This window comes from Magnetospirillum fulvum MGU-K5 (assembly GCF_000442515.1).
Taxonomy (GTDB): Bacteria; Pseudomonadota; Alphaproteobacteria; order Rhodospirillales; family Magnetospirillaceae; genus Phaeospirillum; species Phaeospirillum fulvum_B.
In genome coordinates this window covers 16,162-32,589 of sequence record NZ_AQPH01000017.1, presented here as the reverse complement: position 1 = coordinate 32,589, position 16,428 = coordinate 16,162, and the positions used below count along the sequence as shown (strand labels likewise).

Here is a 16,428-nt window from a genome sequence, read left to right as displayed (position 1 = left end):
CAAGGGGTGAAGCAGGGTAAGGGGATCCACCATCACGCGCAAGGCGGACGGGAGGCAGGGGACATCGCCGCGAAGGCGGCGTCGATGGCTGCGTGGGCTTCGGCCTGCTTCGCCCTCTCGGCCCGGTCCCAGGCGACGACGTGGGCGGCGAAGCGGGCGTAGGCTTCGACCAGCCAGCCGGCGAGAAGCGCCGTGGCACGGGGCGGGGTGTCGCGGTAGACGGTCTTGGTCCGCCCGTTCTCGAGATCCCAGTACGACCCGAAGGCCCGGCTGGTCTGGGCGCGGAAGGCGCGGGCAAGCTGGAACCGGAAGCCCTCGTCGCTGGCGAAGTGCCCCGGCTCCTCGTCCCGCAGCAGGAACAGGGCGGCAAGGGTGGCGGCGCAGCCGATGGCGTCGGTGTCCGCGACCACCTGGGCCGTCTCCTGGGCGGCGATCCGCTCCCACTTGCTGCCCGGCCTGCCGCTCGCCGCGTCGGCGACGATCTGCCGCCCCCGGGCGCCGATCAGGTCGTGAAGCTGGTGCAGGGCGGCGGCAAGCTGGCCGGTCTGGTCGCGCTCGACGATCTTGCGGACCCTGGCGACATAGGGCCGCAGGGTGGCCTTGGTGACGGGATGCTGATCGACGTGGCCGTTGCGGCGCTTGCGCTGGCGGTGGGTCTCGCAATGGGGGCCTCGACCTCGGGCCGGGACGGTGCAGCCGGGCACCGAGCAGCGCCGGCCGCTGGGGGAATGAAGATGGGTCATGGTGATGGTGTCCTCGTTGGATGACGCCCACGCCGAGACGAGCGCCATCAGCCGGCATCCTGTACGGGGCCGGGGCGTGTCTCGACGTGGGGCGGGTTGATCAGGGGGGCGGGCTGGACGAGCAGCCCCGCCGGGGTCAGACGGCGGATGGGTCTGTTTCGGGGGTGTTCACACCGCCTGTAATACCTACGACCTCAAGGCCGGCTTCAGGGGTCACGCGGCGAGGGATTGCCGGTCTGCCTCGGGTTCGGCTTTCGGCTCCACTTCCGGCTCGGCCGGGGTGAAGACCTCCCCCGCCATCCTCTTGCTGGCCCGTTCAAGCTGATCCCGCCGCTTGGTCAGGTAGCGGTGAACGAGCCTCTCGCTGACCCCCAGGCCCTGCGCCATCTGACGGACGGGCAGGTCCGGGAAGTGATAGATCAGCCACAAGACCTTCCCCTCGACATCCAGCTTGGAGAGCCGTTCCGCGTCGTAGGCGTCGAGGGCCTGAAGGGCGGTGACCGTGGCCCGGTCGAAGGTGCTGGCGGCGAGGATGGCCTTCAGGTCGGCCTCAAGCCACTCCAGGGCGGACGGACAGAGAACGTCGAAGGGACCGTGAGGCCCCATCAGACGCTTGCCCAGCCCCTTCTTCTCGGCCTCGGGATGGAGACGGTAGCGGTTCTCCCGCGCCACGGTGTCGAACTCCTTCTGGACCAAGCCCAGTTGAAGCAGGACCTTGACGAGGGTCGGACGGGTGACGCCGAATTTGGCGGCGGCTTCGGTGAAGGGCAGGTGTTCACCGAGACTGATGGTCTTCACCTCCCCGGTTTCCAGGTCGGTGACCCTGCGGATGTAGTGCATGGTCAGGCCTCTCTGGACAACTTGACGATGAGATTGAAGATCACGTCGAGCAGTTCCTGCTTCGACATGGACTGAAAGGGCGCAAGAATTTCTGCTCGGAGTTCCTGCTTCCCGGCTTCGACATTGGTGAGGTGCTGGGCCGGGCGCAGCTTCTTCGCCTTCTCGACCAACTCTTCGCCGGTCATCCCGTGCTGCTTGGCGAAGGTGTTGAGTTTGTCGGCGGCGACGTCGCGCTCCCCTTCGAAGTCGCTGTCCAGGCGGGCGGCGATCTTCAGGGCGTACTCGGCGTCGTCCTCGGTGAAGGTCGGAAGGTTGGACTTGGGGGCTGGGTTGGCCTTCTGGTATCCGAGGAAGGCGTCGATGGAGTTGGTGCAGGTTTCGTCGGCGAAACCTTTCAGATCATCCCAGCGACGGGCCACGTTCATGTACTTCGTGGCCTGGACATAGCTGAGAGGCTGGCCGTTGGCCTTGCGGCAGTACCTGGGCACCCATTCCTTGAAGGGTTCGGTGCGTTCCTTACTGTCCCTGGCCTCGATCAGCAATTCGCCGGCCACCTTGGCGAAGAACAGCATGTTCCTGGCGTGGGCTTCGATCTGCGCCTGTTGCTCGTTGATGCACCGGGCGAGGCGGTCGAGGGGGCGGATGGTGGGGAGAGTGTTCATGGTCTTCCTTTCGTGTTGGGGTTGGCTTCCCGCCCCCCTCCCGTCGCAGCCCAAAGAAAGAGGCCGACACCTTGCGGCATCGGCCCCAGTCGATTGGACGGCAGAGGGTGGGAAGCGGGGTTGATGGTGCGCCCCTCCGCTGCTCTGGCGGCGGAAGGGGTTCTATATGCCGTGGGGCAACCTAATCGACATGCCCATCAAAGCCCGCCAGAAGGCCGGTGAGGCAGTGGAAGGTCGCCCCACTACCTACCCAGCCAGACGGCATTTGCCCGCTCAACGTCCTTCTTGGGCGTTTATCGGTGACGTGCCGATCTGGCGCTGTTGGCGCGATCAGACGCGGACACGGCCCGCCAAGCCCAAGCTTTGGGAGGCTGGTTGCAACGGGGCGGAGGGCTGAAGGGGCACCGTGGTTCCGGGTCAGGGTGTACATAGGTGCAACCTAATCCCGTACCCGCCCCCAGAGAGCCAGGCACAAACAACGTTTTCTATGTGTAAAATTGACCAGGGCTGCCTCCCTCAGAGACGAAGAAGCCCGCGCCAGGAGGACCCGGCGAGGGCCTTGAAGAAGGATGTTGGCGGGTGGTTAGTCTGCGGGCTGCTGCTGCTCCAGCACCCGATAGACAGAGGCGCGGCCGATCCCCAGCCGCTTGGCAATCTCGGTTGCTCCTAGCCCTTGGCTTCTCAGCGCCCGGACTTCCTTGGGGTCGATGGTGGGCTTGCGGCCCTTGTAGACCCCCGCCGCCTTGGCCTTGGCGATCCCTTCCATCTGGCGTTCACGGCGGAGGTTAGTCTCGAACTCGGCGAAGACGCCCAGCATGTCAAGGAACGCCTTGCCGGCGGCGGTGCTGGTGTCCACCGGCTGTTCGGTGCAGGCCAGCGCCGCGCCCTTCTCCCGGATGGTCCGCACGATGGTCTGGAGGTCGGCGATGGAGCGGGCGAGGCGGTCGATGCGGGTGACGGTCAGCACGTCACCGGGCCGCAGGAATTCCAGGATGGTCTGAAGCTCGGTGCGGCCCTCGGTGCTGGTGCCGCTGGCCTTCTCCTCGCGGACTACCTCACAGCCGGCGGCGCGAAGTGCGGCAACCTGAATGCCGGTGTCCTGGTCGGTGGTGCTGACGCGGGCATATCCGATCTTGCTCATGGGACGTCTCACTGTCTTGTTTAGCTTTAGACCACGTCACCGTACCGTCTTGGAAATTGGAAATCAACCCATACAAGACGCGAAAAGTGTCTCGCCGAACTGGCTTGCTGGGGTTTACCCCAACAAGACGGGTGGTCGGAACGAGCCGCGACCCGTGTGCATCGTGCATCTCCCAGGGCCATGCACACACGCACAGGCCGGGGCAGGTTGGTGATAGCCGGCAGGGCAAGGAAGAGCGGCACCGACGACAGGCGGGACAGGAGACAGGGCACCCAGTCAGCAGCCATCCCAGCGGAGGCAGGTGACACCCCCCCATGGGGGGAACCGGGTATCAGCATTCGACTTGATACCCGCTCACATTTTTTCGCCCAAACATCGGACAAGAAAAAACCCCCGCCAGTTTCCTGACGGGGGCTTCTTGACTGGTCCACCGAGCTGGTCCACCATCCTCCTGTCGGGGGGCAGTGAAGAGCGCGGAAAACCTCGCAGCGATTAAACGCTGTAATACATCTGGAACTCGACCGGATGCGGGGTGTGTTCGAAGCGATAGACTTCTTCGAACTTCAGGTCGATGTAGCTCTCGATGAAGTCCTTCGAGAACACGTCGCCCTTGACGAGGAAGTCGTGGTCAGCCTTCAGGCTGTCCAGAGCTTCGCGCAGCGAACCGCACACGGTCGGGACCTGGGCCAGCTCGGCCGGCGGCAGGTCGTACAGGTTCTTGTCCATCGGATCGCCGGGGTGGATCTTGTTGGCGATACCGTCGAGGCCAGCCATCAGCATCGCCGAGAAGGCGAGGTACGGGTTGGCACCCGGATCGGGGAAGCGGATTTCGACGCGCTTGCCCTTCGGCGAAGCCGAGTAGGGAATGCGGCACGAAGCCGAACGGTTACGCGACGAGTAAGCCAGCAGCACCGGAGCCTCGAAGCCGGGGATCAGACGCTTGTAGCTGTTGGTCAGCGGGTTGGTGAAGGCGTTGATCGCCTTGGCATGCTTGATGATACCGCCGATGTAGTACAGGGCGGTTTCCGACAGGTCGGCATAGCCGGTGCCGGCGAACAGCGGCTTACCCGCCTTCCAGATCGACTGGTGGACGTGCATGCCCGAGCCGTTATCGCCATAGATCGGCTTCGGCATGAAGGTCGCGGTCTTGCCATAGGACGCGGCGACGTTGTGGACGACGTACTTGTAGATCTGGATCCAGTCAGCGGCCTGAACCAGGCTGCCGAACTTGATGCCCAGTTCGTGCTGCGACGAGGCCACTTCGTGGTGATGCTTTTCGATCGGCAGGCCCATTTCGCCCATCACGGTCAGCATCTCGGCGCGGATGTCGACATGACCATCCACCGGCGGAACCGGGAAGTAGCCGCCCTTGACGCCCGGACGGTGGCCCAGATTGCCTTCGGGGAAGTCCTTGCCCTGCGACTCGACGCCGTCTTCCGACAGCAGCTCGTAGTAGCCCTTGTTCATCCCGACCGAGTACTTGACGTCGTCGAAGATGAAGAATTCGGCTTCGGGGCCGAAATAGGTCGCGTCGCCCACGCCCGACGACTTGACATAAGCCTCGGCGCGCTTCGCGATCGAGCGCGGATCGCGGTCGTACAGCTGGCCGGTCGCCGGCTCGACAATGTCACAGTTGATGATCAACTGGGCCTGGGCGGCAAACGGGTCCATCACGGCCGACGAGGGGTCCGGCATCAGAATCATGTCGGATTCGTTGATGCTCTTCCAGCCGGCGATCGACGAGCCGTCGAACATGATGCCTTCGTTCAGCATGTCGGCATCGACGGTGGAAACGTGCTGGGCGGTGTGCTGCCACTTGCCGCGGGGATCGGTAAAACGGAAATCGACGTACTTGACGTCATTTTCCTGGATCAGTTCGAGGACCTTCTGGACGTCGTCGGACATAGCCACTTTCCTGACAGTTGGATTCAAAAGACGGATGTGCTCGAAAAACGTGTGCGGCGGCCCTTGCCGTAAATCACGAAATGGAGCCGCCACCCCCCTTTAGATTGCGTCGCTACCGCGCTCGCCGGTGCGGATGCGGATCGCTTCCTCGACCGTGGAGATGAAGATCTTGCCATCGCCGATACGGCCGGTATGAGCCGCCTGCTGGATCGCTTCGACCGCGCGCTCCACCAGAGACTCGTCGATCACCAGCTCGATCTTGACCTTGGGCAGGAAGTCCACAACGTACTCGGCACCGCGATACAGCTCGGTATGCCCTTTCTGCCGGCCGAAACCCTTGGCCTCGGTCACGGTAAGGCCCTGAAGCCCGACTTCGTGAAGGGCTTCCTTCACTTCATCGAGCTTAAAGGGCTTTATGATCGCTTCGATCTTCTTCATGTACCCGCCGTCTATGGAAGAAATGGCGTAGGGCCCGCGTTGAACGAGCATCGAGCCCACGTTGAACGAGCCAATCATGTAGCACGGCTCGTGCCACTTCGGCCACCCGGAAAAGCGTGCGAATCTGCGGATCACCACTGCAAAACCTGCCCGATACTTGGGCATTGCCGCCTGTTTTTAAGGCAGGTCCGCTATGCCCGGCTTTGAGACGGGCCTGCGTGTTTCCGGTTGCCTGCAACCTCATCTACTGAAATGGTTATCTCTTGAGCGGCGGGGGGCGCCGCCACGCGGCGAAGGGGGATTTTATCGCCGCGCTGAACCTTGAGTTCCCCCAGGAGGGACCATGACGTCAAGAACCCCTTCCCTGCCGCGGGCGGCCGCTTTGGTCGGCCCTTACGCCAGCGGCAAAACCAGCCTGCTTGAAGCTTTGCTCTCTGCCTGCGGGACCGTCGCCCGCAAAGGCCGGACCCGCGACGGATCGACCGTCGGCGATTCCAGCCCCGAAGCCCGCGCCCGGCAGATGAGCGTCGAACCCAATATCGTTTCCGCCCGTTATCTGGATGAAACCTGGACCTTTGTTGACTGCCCCGGCTCGGTTGAGTTCAAGCAAGATGCGCTGAACGCCCTGGCCGTCGTTGACGCCGCTATCGTCGTCTGTGAGCCCGACCCTGCCCGCGCGGTGATGGTCGCGCCGATGCTGAAATTCCTCAATGAACACAAGATTCCGCATCTGCTGTTCATCAACAAGGTCGATACCGCTGGAACCCGCCTGACCGAGACGCTGGAGGCGCTTCAGGCCGTGTCCGACCGACCGCTGGTGCTACGCGAAGTCCCGATCCGCGAGGGCGAGGCCGTCACCGGCTATATCGATCTGGTGTCCGAGCGGGCCTACCGCTATCGCCCCGGCCAGCCGTCAGACCTGATCCGCATTCCCGACGAAATCCAAAGCGAGGAAACCCGCGCCCGGCAGGAATTGCTGGAGCATCTGGCCGATTTCGACGACCGCCTGATGGAAGAATTGCTGGAAGACATCCAGCCGCCGCCCACCGAGCTGTATCAGGATCTGTCGCGCGATCTGGCCGAGAATCTGATCGTTCCGGTCTTCTTCGGTTCGGCCGAAAACGATAGCGGCATCCGCCGTCTGCTGAAGGCACTGCGGCATGACGTTCCCGGCCCGACCGCGACCGCCCGCCGCCTGGGCATCGCCGCCGATGGCCCGCCGCTGGCGCAGATTTTCAAGTCGGTCCACGCCCAGCACACCGGCAAGCTGAGCTATGGCCGGGTCTGGCGCGGCGAATTCACCGACAATCAATCCATCAACGGCGACCGCATCTCCGGCTTGTATCTCCCCAGCATCACCGGACCGGCCAAGGCCCCTCGTGTCGGCACCGGCGATATTGCCGCCTTTGGCCGTCTTGATGCGATTCTGACCGGCGGCCTGCTGACCGCCGACAGTTCGGCCACGCTGCCCTGGCCCAAGCCTTTGTCGCCGTTGTTCTCGCTGGCCGTCGCCGCCGAGAAAAAGGGCGACGACGTCAAGCTGACCGGGGTTCTGGCCAAGCTGTGCGAGGAAGACCCCTCGCTGGTGCTCGATCACAGCGAATTCGGCGAACTGGTCCTGCGTGGTCAGGGCGAAATCCATCTTCAGGTCGCGACCGACCGGCTGAAAAGCCGCTTCAACATGCAGGTGGTGACCCGCAAACCGACCGTTCCCTACAAGGAAACGATCCGCAAGGCTGCCTCGGTGCATGGACGGCACAAGAAGCAATCGGGCGGACACGGCCAGTTCGGCGACGTCTATCTCGACATCGCCCCCCTGCCCCGTGGCTCGGGTTTCCAGTTCCGCGAGACGGTGGTGGGCGGCGTGGTGCCGCGCCACTTCATTCCGGCGGTGGAACAGGGCGTCACCGAATCCCTGTCTCAGGGGGCGCTGGGCTTCCCGGTGGTCGATCTGTCGGTCACCCTGACCCAGGGCAGCTATCACGCCGTCGACAGTTCGGACATGGCGTTCAAGACCGCCGCCCGGATCGGGATGGCCGAAGGGATGCCGCAATGCGAGCCGATTCTGCTCGAACCGATCCTGCTGGTCGAACTGTCGGTCCCCAGCGACTATACCGCCAAGGCCCAGCGGATCGTGACGGGACGGCGCGGCCAGCTTCTCGGCTTTGATGCCCGCGAGGGCTGGCCGGGGTGGGATACCGTCAACGCCTATCTGCCCCAGGCGGAAATGGACGATCTGATCGTCGAATTGCGCTCGCTGACGATGGGGGTCGGCACCTTTGCCTGGACGTTCGACCACCTTCAGGAACTGACCGGACGGGTCGCCGAAAAGGTGATCGAAGCTAGGCGGGAGGCCCTGGCCGCCGATTAGAGAGTGCCGTGATTATGCTTTTTCAATGACCGGAGAGCCGGCGGGAGTTCAGGCTGTGGATCAGGCCGCTCCCGTCCGGACTCCTCGGTCCGGAACAAGAGGCGCGACGACCGGCGCGACGTGGAAGCCGCAGGTCATCGCGCTTCGTCGTTTCCCTCACGACGAGCCCGGGAGCGGTCCCCCTTCCGATCGGGTGCCCGGCTCAATATAGCTGGGTAACGAAGTCGGCCAGATAGGGAACGACCCGGCGGCGCTCGGAATCGGTGCGGCCAAAGCTGCCCAGCAGCTTGCGCAACCACGCCGCGTCGATCTTCTCGAACTCGAACATCGCCTTGATCGCCAGATGCTCGCCGACATGATCGGGCATCTTGGCCACCCATTTGATGATGCCGTCGCGCAATGCCCCTTCGCGGCCCTGATCCGGCCGGCCGGAGGGCACGAATTCCTGCGCATAGAGCTGACTCAGTTCACGCCAGCATTTTGCCATCGCGTCGGCTTCGAAGCGAATCACGTCCTTCAGCAGAACAAGGTCGTCCTCACTGGGCGGCTGGAAATTGCTGCGGGTCGCCTCCTCGCGCAGCAGCGGCCACGGATTATCCTCGGGCTTTAACGTCGTCTTGCGCCCTTTGACCGACCGCCCAGCCCGGAACGAAGCCCACCGCGTATCCCAATTGTGCAGGATCGGGTTATTGACCTCGCCGCTTTGAATGATTTCGAGCAGGCGATCCGCTCCCGCCTCGGCCCAGTTGGTGCCTTGGGCCAGGGTCTGGATGTGGCGGGTGGCGCGCATCTGCGGCAAGACAAAGCGTTGCAGTACATCGCGATAGACCTGACCGAATTCGGGAGCCAGCAGGAAAGGCAGCCTGACCCCATGCGACGATCCGGCGATGCGGAACATGCTGAGCGTCTTCTGAGCGTAGGCGCACAGGGTTTCGTCGAACAAAGCGGCGAAATCGACCACGGCGACCGGACCGGGAGCGGAGCCGGGCTCGGGCTCGCCGGGCGGCGGGGCAACCAGTACCCGGGCGGCGATGCGGCGCTCGGTGGCCGGACCCAATTGGGCGGCAAACAAAGGCGGCGGCTCACGCAAGGGCGGCTGGGTCCGGGCGACCCGTTCCGGCGGAGGGGGATAATCGCGGTCAAGCACGGAGCGGAAGGCCGAGCGGAAGGCTTCCGCCTCGCTCATCTCCGGCGGCCCCAGCAATTGGGTGACGACCTCGGACAACACCCGAAGATCCTCGGCCTGCCCGGTCGAATCATTGGGTAACAGCGACCTCAGCCCCTGTTCGCGCAGGGCTCGCAGCGCAGGAAGACCAAGACGCTCCGCCGCCTTGGCCAGCACCACCGAAAACACAACATTAAGCTGTCGTTCGTTGGCCCATTTGCGGGCTTCGCTGTCGGCCAGAGTAAGGCGACGCAGCAACAAAATGCGGGGAATGTCGAGCGACCGCGTCGCGGCGATCAGGCTGGCGGCCTTCGTTTCGAACGCTTTCATCGCGTCGTGCGGATCGGAAGGACTCATCCCGCTGCTGCCGACCCTCTCAAGGCCGCCCCTTATTTTCAAAGACGTTGCGCCGACCGGCCTACCTATCCATGGGGATAGCGCATCCTCAGCCAAAGGCGCAAGTCCGATCAAGATCGGCGGACACGGCCACGCCGGACGGAACCGCCGCAATCAAGGGGCGGCTCCGTCGCACGGCGTGTCGGTTTTCGGCTCTGGCGTCAGACCTGGGCCGAACGCACAACCTCACCGTGTTGTTCACAGCCGGGCAGGCAGAGCGAGAGGAAAGCTCCAGCCACCGCATCGGGCTGGGTCAAAAGGGTCTGGTCCTCGCCGGGATAGGCGATGGTGCGCAAACGGGTGGCGACCGGACCGGGATCGAGCAGATTGACGCGCAGCCGGGTGACATTGGCGACCTCGGCCGCCCAGCAACGCACCATCGACTCGAGACCGGCCTTCGACGCCGCGTACCCGCCCCAGAAGGCGGGAGCCTCGTCCGCCTCGGCGGCGGCGGTAAAGACGGCGCGGCCCGCCTCGGACATCCGCAACAGCGGGTCCATCGCCCGGATCAGACGCCAATTGACGGTCAGATTGACGGCGATCATCTCGTCCCAATCCTTAGGTTCGAGATGGGCGACCGGACGCAGCCCGCCCCCGACCACCCCGGCATTGCCGACCAGGACGTCAAGACGCCCCCAGCGGTCGAAGATCGCGGCGGCGACGCGATCAATCACCTCGGACTTGCGCAGGTCTTCGGGCACCAGCACCAGCGGCTTACCGCCCGCGGCGCGGATGTCGTCGTCCAGCTCTTCGAGCGAGGCCTGGGTGCGGGCGATCGCGATGATCTCGGCCCCCTCGGCGGCGAAGCGGCGCACGACAGCAGCCCCGATTCCCCGCGACGCGCCGGTAACCAGCGCGACCTTGCCCTCAAGCAACCCCGACATCAGGCGATATCCTCGGTCAACAGCGACAATTGTTCAATCTCACCGCCATTATCGATGAAATCGGTCGGCCGCACCGGGTAATCGCCGGTGAAGCAGGCATCGCAATAATGCGGCGAAGCGGCATCGCGGCTGGGTTCGCCGACGGCGCGGTAGAGACCGTCGAGCGAAATGAAAGCCAGCGAATCGACGCCGATCAGACGGGCCATTCCTTCGACATCGTGACGGGCGGCCAGCAGCTTGCTCCGTTCCGGGGTGTCGATGCCGAAATAGCAGGAATAGGTCGTCGGCGGGCTGGAGATGCGCATGTGCACCTCGGTCGCCCCGGCCTGACGCACCATCTCGACGATCTTGCGGGACGTGGTGCCGCGCACGATCGAATCGTCAACCAGCACCACCCGCTTCCCGGCCAACGAGGCGCGGTTGGCGTTGTGCTTCATCTTGACGCCGGTGTGACGGATGCTGTCGGTCGGCTGGATGAAGGTGCGGCCGACATAATGGTTGCGGATGATGCCCAGTTCGAACGGCACCCCCGCCTCGGCGGCATAACCGATCGCGGCCGGCACGCCGGAATCCGGCACCGGCACCACCAGATCGGCCTCGACCCCGCTTTCGCGGGCCAGTTCGGCGCCGATGCGCTTGCGCACTTCATAGACGCTGATGCCTTCGATCATCGAATCCGGACGGGCGAAATAGATGTACTCGAAGATGCAGAAGCGGCTGGGCTGCTTGGCGAACGGCTTCAACGAGCGGACGCCCTCGGCCGACAGGATCACGATCTCGCCCGGTTCGACGTCACGGACGAATTCCGCCCCAATGATGTCGAGCGCACAGGATTCCGAGGCCAGCACCCAGCTCTTTTCCATCCGGCCCAGACAGAGCGGACGGATGCCGAGCGGATCGCGGACACCGATCACCGAATCCGGGGTCAGCGCGACCAGGGAATAGGCTCCTTCGACCTGACGCAGCGCGTCGATCAACCGATCCTCGACCGTCGAATAGAGGCTGATCGCGATCAGATGGATGATGACTTCGGTGTCGGTGGTCGACTGGAACAGACAGCCGCGCCGGACCAACTGGCGGCGCAGCGCCATCGCGTTGGTCAGGTTGCCGTTATGACCCAGGGCAAGGCCGCCGAATTCCATTTCGGCGAACAGCGGCTGGACGTTGCGCAGCAAGGTCTCGCCGGTGGTCGAATAGCGGACATGGCCGACGGCCATCGTCCCCTTCAGCTTGCGGATCACCGATTCATTGCCGAAATTGTCTTCGACATGGCCAAGGCCGCGGTGATTGTGGAACTGATGTCCGTCGAAGGTGACGACACCGGCCGCTTCCTGGCCGCGATGTTGCAGCGCGTGCAATCCGAGCGCGGTGTGAGCCGCCGCCTCCGGATGGCCGAAGATGCCGAACACCCCACATTCTTCATGCAGGTGGTCGTCGTCGAAAGGATGGGTGGTCAGCATCGGGGAGTGATCCTACTGATTGCCGCGGATCAGCCGTTCCATCTGGGCACGGCTTTCGCTGTCGTAGACTGGGGCCGGTCGCGCCGGAGCGGCCGTGGCCCCCGGGGCCACGGTAATGGGTGCGGCCGGTTGGGGGGAAACGAATTTCTGGAAGGTCTGCTCCGCCTCGATCATCTGGCGGGTTTCGGAGGAAACGTTGCGGGCCTTAAGCTCGGCCTGACCGAAGCCTTCGGGCGCCATTGATTTCAACATGGTGCCGCCGCGTTCAAGCCAGGGACGGCTGCGCGCGTCGGCCAGCCAGGCCGGATAATGATCGGGACGGTCGAACAGCCAGGCGACGGCGAGAAAGGCCAGCGACAGCAGCACCGCACCGCGCGCCAGACCGAACACGAAGCCAAGCGAGGAATCGACGCTGTTCATCGCGCTTTGGCGAACCCGGTCCGACACCCGTTTGGTCAGCAACGACAAGACCAGCAGGGTGACCAGGAACAGGGTGGCCCCGGTGGCGGCATCGGCCGCCCACGGCACGCCGATTTGCGAACGGAAAAACGGCTGGAGCGTCGAGAAACCATAAAGAGTGGCGAACACCGCGCCGACCCACGAGGTGATCGACAGCACTTCCTGGACAAAGCCGCGCAGAAAAGCAAACCCGGCAGAGCCGAGAAGCACCCCGATCACGACGACGTCGACCACGGTGATATTGAGGTTTCCCATTCGCCCTGTTTCCAATCGACGGCTATGCCGGGCGGAACAGCCCCAGCACGTCCTGAAGATGCCCGACGGTGCGGATCGTCAACGGACCGGCCGACGCACCCACCGATTTGTCCCGGCGCGGCCTGGACGGCACCAGCGCCTGGGCGAATCCCAGCTTGGCGGCTTCCTTCAACCGAAGGTCGGCCTGGGCCACGGCGCGAATCTCGCCCGACAAGCCCACCTCGCCGAACACGACCATATCGGCCGGAACCGGCACATCCGACGACGATGACAGCAAAGCCGCCGCCACTGCCAGATCGGCCGCCGGTTCGGTAATGCGCAAGCCGCCTGCGACGTTCAAATAAACGTCATTCCCCGACAAAGCAAGCCCGCAACGGGCGTCAAGCACCGCCATCACCATTGCCAGACGGCCGGTATCCCACCCGACCACGGCGCGGCGCGGCGAAGACAGCGAGGACGGAGCCACCAACGCCTGAATTTCGACCAGCATCGGGCGACTGCCTTCGATCCCGGCATAGACGCAGGACCCCGACACATTGCCCCGCCGTTCGGCCAGAAACAGGGCCGAGGGATTGGCAACCTCGGACAGGCCCTGCTCGGTCATCTCGAACACCCCGATCTCGTCGGTGGCACCAAAGCGGTTCTTGGTGGCGCGCAGGATGCGGAACTGGTGGCCGCGATCGCCTTCGAAGTAAAGCACGGTATCGACCATGTGTTCCAGCACGCGGGGTCCGGCGATGGTGCCTTCCTTGGTGACGTGACCGACCAGGAACAGGACAAAGCCGCGCCGCTTGGCCAGACGGATCAGTTCAGCGGCGGCGGCGCGAACCTGACTGACCGTGCCGGGCGCGGCCTCGATGCTGTCGGCATAAACCGTCTGGATCGAATCGATCACCACCACGTTGGGAGCATCGGGACCGTCGAGGGTGGCGACGATATCGCGCAGACTGGTCGCCGAGGCCAGCGCCACCCCGGCCCGGGCATGGCCCAGCCGGTGGGCGCGCATCCGCACCTGATCGACCGCTTCTTCACCCGATATATAGGCAACCTTGGCCCCGGCGGACAGGGCCGCGCTGGCCTGAAGCAGCAAAGTCGATTTGCCGATGCCGGGATCGCCGCCGACAAGCAGGCACGAGCCGGGGACCAGCCCGCCGCCGCAGACCCGGTCCAGTTCGCCGATCCCGGTGATCAGGCGCGGCAACGGCGCAGAACTGCCCTCCAGCGCGACGAAATCGATCCGCCGTCCCTTGCCGCCCGACAGTCCCTTGGGGATCTCGTCACGGGCGGCTTCTTCGAGGATCGAGTTCCAGGCACCGCAGGCTTCGCACTTGCCCGCCCACTTGGTGGTGACGGACCCGCATTCCTGACAGACAAAACGGGGAGAGGCTTTGGCCACGGCGATCCGGCTTTCCGGTCATGGTGAAGCGGGGCACCGTATCACGGGAACATTGAGGCAACAATGCGAAATGCGTTCGCTTGATCGGCCTTGGCCGCGACGCGCTTGTGCGCTATCCCTGGGGCCGAAGAGTCACCGGGGGGTGGGGGAAATCATGCTGGACCGTTTCTTCGCGATCAAGGCTCAGGGAAGCTCGGTATCGACCGAGATTCTGGCCGGGCTGACCACCTTTTTGACGATGGCCTATATCATCATCGTCAACCCGGCGATCCTGGCCGAGGCCGGAATGGATCACGGCGCGGTGTTCGCCGCGACCTGTCTGGCGGCGGCGGGCGGCAGCCTGCTGATGGGGCTGTTGGCCAATTATCCGATCGCGCTGGCGCCGGGAATGGGCCTCAACGCCTATTTCACTTATACCGTGGTGCTGGGGCTGGGCCATTCCTGGCAGGTCGCGCTGGGTGCGGTGTTCGTATCGGGGCTGCTGTTCCTCGCCTTGGCGCTGTCTCCGGCGCGCGAGACGATTATCGACGCGATTCCTCATTCGCTGAAGCTGGCGATCTCGGCCGGAATCGGGCTGTTTCTCGGCACCATCGCGCTGAAGAACGCCGGATTGATCGTCGCCCATCCCAGCACCCTGGTCACCCTGGGCGATCTGCACCAGCCGCCGGTCCTGCTCGCCATCGCCGGATTCCTGATCATGGTCGCGCTTGACGCCCGCAAAGTCCCCGGCGCGATCCTGATCGGCATCCTCGGCACGGCGGCGGCGGGAATGGCGCTGGGGGTCAGCCCGTTCGGCGGCATCGTCTCCCCTCCCCCCCCGATTGCCCCGACCTTCCTCGCGATGGATGTCCGGGGCGCGCTTGATCTCGGGCTGGTGGCGATCATCTTCGCCTTCCTGTTCGTCGTGCTGTTCGACAATGCCGGAACCCTGGTCGGGTTGGCCCACCGTTCCGGGCTGCTGGATGCGAACGGCAAGCTGCCGCGCACCGGGCGGGTGCTGATCGCCGACGCCCTGGCCGCGACCGGCGGAGCCGCGCTCGGCACCTCTCCCACCACCAGCTATATCGAGAGCGCCGCCGGGATCAAGGCGGGCGGGCGCACCGGCCTGACCGCAATCACCGTCGCCGCTTTGTTCCTGCTGGCGCTGTTCTTCAGCCCGCTGGCGGCCTCGGTGCCGGCCTACGCCACCGCCCCGGCGCTGTTGTTCGTCGCCTGCGTGATGACCGGCAGCCTGAGCGGAATCGCCTGGGACGACGTGACCGAGGCGGTTCCGGCGACAATCACCGCGCTGGCGATGCCGCTGACCTTCTCGATCGCCGACGGGATCACCTTTGGCCTGATCTCCTTTGCCGCGATCAAGCTGTTATCCGGGCGCGGGCGCGAAGTCGGTGTGGCGGTATGGCTGCTGGCGGCGGCGGCATTAGCCAAACACGCTTTCGTCGGCTAAAGAGGTTACGGAACCGGATCGCGCAGACGGTCGAGCCGCTCGGCGACGCGGGGCAGCCATAATTCGCCCAGCAGGGCGCAGACCTCGTCACGGGCGGCGCGGTGCGACTTCGTCATCTCCATCCCGATCCCGGCCTGATCGAGATCAAGCACGGTCAGCCCCCACAGGAACAGGTAGCGATAGATCATCCGCTCGCCGAACCCATCGGCGAGGCGAAAGCCCAGCACCTTTTGCATCGTCGGCAGCAGGTCGGCCATCATCAGCTTGTTGCGGTCGGACAAGGTCGACAGGCGCGAGCGGGTCACCACCCAATCAATGCCGGAGCGATGCCGCCGCCGTCGCTCGCGGCGCAACTCCCACACCAGATCGGCATAAGGACCGGCCTGGACCAGGGTGCGGCTGATCGGATCAAGCCGCCCCAGCAGGTCGAGATCGAGCAGGCTGTCATTGATCGGGGTCATCAGGGTGTCGGCGTGGATGTGGGCGTGGCGGGCCAGCGGAACATCCGAGCCGGGACAATCGACGACCACGAAATCACAATCGGCGGCAAGATCGTCGAGGACACGGTCGAAGCCCGCGCATTCCTCGGCAATCGCCCCGGACTTCGAATCGATATCTGAGGGCGACACGATCGACATCCGCGGCATCGGCAGCGCCACCCCGGTCCGGCCGACCCAGCCGACCCGGTTGGCGATATAGCGGCCAAGCGATTGCTGGCGATGATCGAGATCGATGCAGCCGACCCGGAACCCCAGCCGCAGCAGCCCGACCGTCACATGCATCGCCACGGTGGTCTTGCCCGACCCGCCCTTTTCGTTGCCGATCACCACCACATGCGCGCGCGGCCCCACGTTGTTCTCCCCTTC

14 protein-coding genes are annotated in these 16,428 nt (G+C 64.6%); 2 read left to right on the top strand and 12 right to left on the bottom strand.

Going from position 1 to position 16,428, the window contains the following annotated elements:
* Window positions 1-32: 32 nt before the first annotated feature.
* The 6 genes from K678_RS06515 to K678_RS06490 all read right to left on the bottom strand — a co-directional run bounded on the left by K678_RS06515 (window position 33) and on the right by K678_RS06490 (window position 5,729).
* On the bottom strand, window positions 33-791 hold the full coding sequence (locus K678_RS06515) for a hypothetical protein (RefSeq protein ID WP_021131665.1): 759 nt from the start codon (window positions 789-791) through the stop codon (window positions 33-35).
* 165 nt (window positions 792-956) lie between these two features.
* Window positions 957-1,583, bottom strand: a complete 627-nt coding sequence (locus K678_RS06510; protein ID WP_021131664.1) for a hypothetical protein — start codon at window positions 1,581-1,583, stop codon at window positions 957-959.
* Between the two features lie 2 nt (window positions 1,584-1,585).
* On the bottom strand, window positions 1,586-2,245 hold the full coding sequence (locus K678_RS06505) for a hypothetical protein (RefSeq protein ID WP_021131663.1): 660 nt from the start codon (window positions 2,243-2,245) through the stop codon (window positions 1,586-1,588).
* A gap of 583 nt (window positions 2,246-2,828) precedes the next feature.
* Complete coding sequence (locus K678_RS06500) at window positions 2,829-3,386, bottom strand: recombinase family protein (RefSeq protein ID WP_021131662.1); 558 nt, start codon at window positions 3,384-3,386, stop codon at window positions 2,829-2,831.
* Window positions 3,387-3,878: 492 nt separating this feature from the next.
* On the bottom strand, window positions 3,879-5,291 hold the full coding sequence (glnA, locus tag K678_RS06495) for a type I glutamate--ammonia ligase (RefSeq protein ID WP_021131661.1): 1,413 nt from the start codon (window positions 5,289-5,291) through the stop codon (window positions 3,879-3,881).
* 99 nt (window positions 5,292-5,390) lie between these two features.
* A complete protein-coding gene (locus K678_RS06490; RefSeq protein WP_002726357.1) occupies window positions 5,391-5,729 on the bottom strand; it encodes a P-II family nitrogen regulator in 339 nt (112 codons plus the stop codon).
* Window positions 5,730-6,072: 343 nt separating this feature from the next.
* Here K678_RS06490 and K678_RS06485 point away from each other — a divergent pair, with 343 nt between their 5' ends.
* Window positions 6,073-8,100 carry an elongation factor G gene (locus tag K678_RS06485; RefSeq protein WP_021131660.1) on the top strand — a complete coding sequence of 676 codons (2,028 nt, stop codon included), beginning with the start codon at window positions 6,073-6,075 and terminating at the stop codon, window positions 8,098-8,100.
* A gap of 202 nt (window positions 8,101-8,302) precedes the next feature.
* Here K678_RS06485 and K678_RS06480 read toward each other — a convergent pair whose 3' ends face one another.
* The 5 genes from K678_RS06480 to radA all read right to left on the bottom strand — a co-directional run bounded on the left by K678_RS06480 (window position 8,303) and on the right by radA (window position 14,115).
* Window positions 8,303-9,622 carry a hypothetical protein gene (locus K678_RS06480; RefSeq protein ID WP_021131659.1) on the bottom strand — a complete coding sequence of 440 codons (1,320 nt, stop codon included), beginning with the start codon at window positions 9,620-9,622 and terminating at the stop codon, window positions 8,303-8,305.
* Between the two features lie 200 nt (window positions 9,623-9,822).
* Window positions 9,823-10,545, bottom strand: coding sequence for an SDR family NAD(P)-dependent oxidoreductase (locus K678_RS06475; RefSeq protein WP_021131658.1), 723 nt, complete (start codon window positions 10,543-10,545; stop codon window positions 9,823-9,825).
* Window positions 10,545-12,005 carry an amidophosphoribosyltransferase gene (gene purF / locus K678_RS06470; protein WP_021131657.1) on the bottom strand — a complete coding sequence of 487 codons (1,461 nt, stop codon included), beginning with the start codon at window positions 12,003-12,005 and terminating at the stop codon, window positions 10,545-10,547. Before purF ends, K678_RS06475 begins: the two co-directional genes overlap by 1 nt.
* Before the next feature lie 12 nt (window positions 12,006-12,017).
* Window positions 12,018-12,719, bottom strand: coding sequence for a CvpA family protein (locus tag K678_RS06465; protein WP_021131656.1), 702 nt, complete (start codon window positions 12,717-12,719; stop codon window positions 12,018-12,020).
* A gap of 22 nt (window positions 12,720-12,741) precedes the next feature.
* Window positions 12,742-14,115: a DNA repair protein RadA gene (gene radA / locus K678_RS06460; RefSeq protein ID WP_021131655.1), complete on the bottom strand. Its 1,374-nt coding sequence runs from the start codon at window positions 14,113-14,115 to the stop codon at window positions 12,742-12,744.
* A 154-nt stretch (window positions 14,116-14,269) separates the two neighbouring features.
* Here radA and K678_RS06455 point away from each other — a divergent pair, with 154 nt between their 5' ends.
* Window positions 14,270-15,562 carry an NCS2 family permease gene (locus K678_RS06455; RefSeq protein WP_021131654.1) on the top strand — a complete coding sequence of 431 codons (1,293 nt, stop codon included), beginning with the start codon at window positions 14,270-14,272 and terminating at the stop codon, window positions 15,560-15,562.
* A gap of 5 nt (window positions 15,563-15,567) precedes the next feature.
* On the opposite strand, the gene K678_RS06450 is transcribed toward K678_RS06455, so the two are convergent.
* On the bottom strand, window positions 15,568-16,413 hold the full coding sequence (locus K678_RS06450) for a division plane positioning ATPase MipZ (protein WP_021131653.1): 846 nt from the start codon (window positions 16,411-16,413) through the stop codon (window positions 15,568-15,570).
* Window positions 16,414-16,428: the final 15 nt, after the last annotated feature.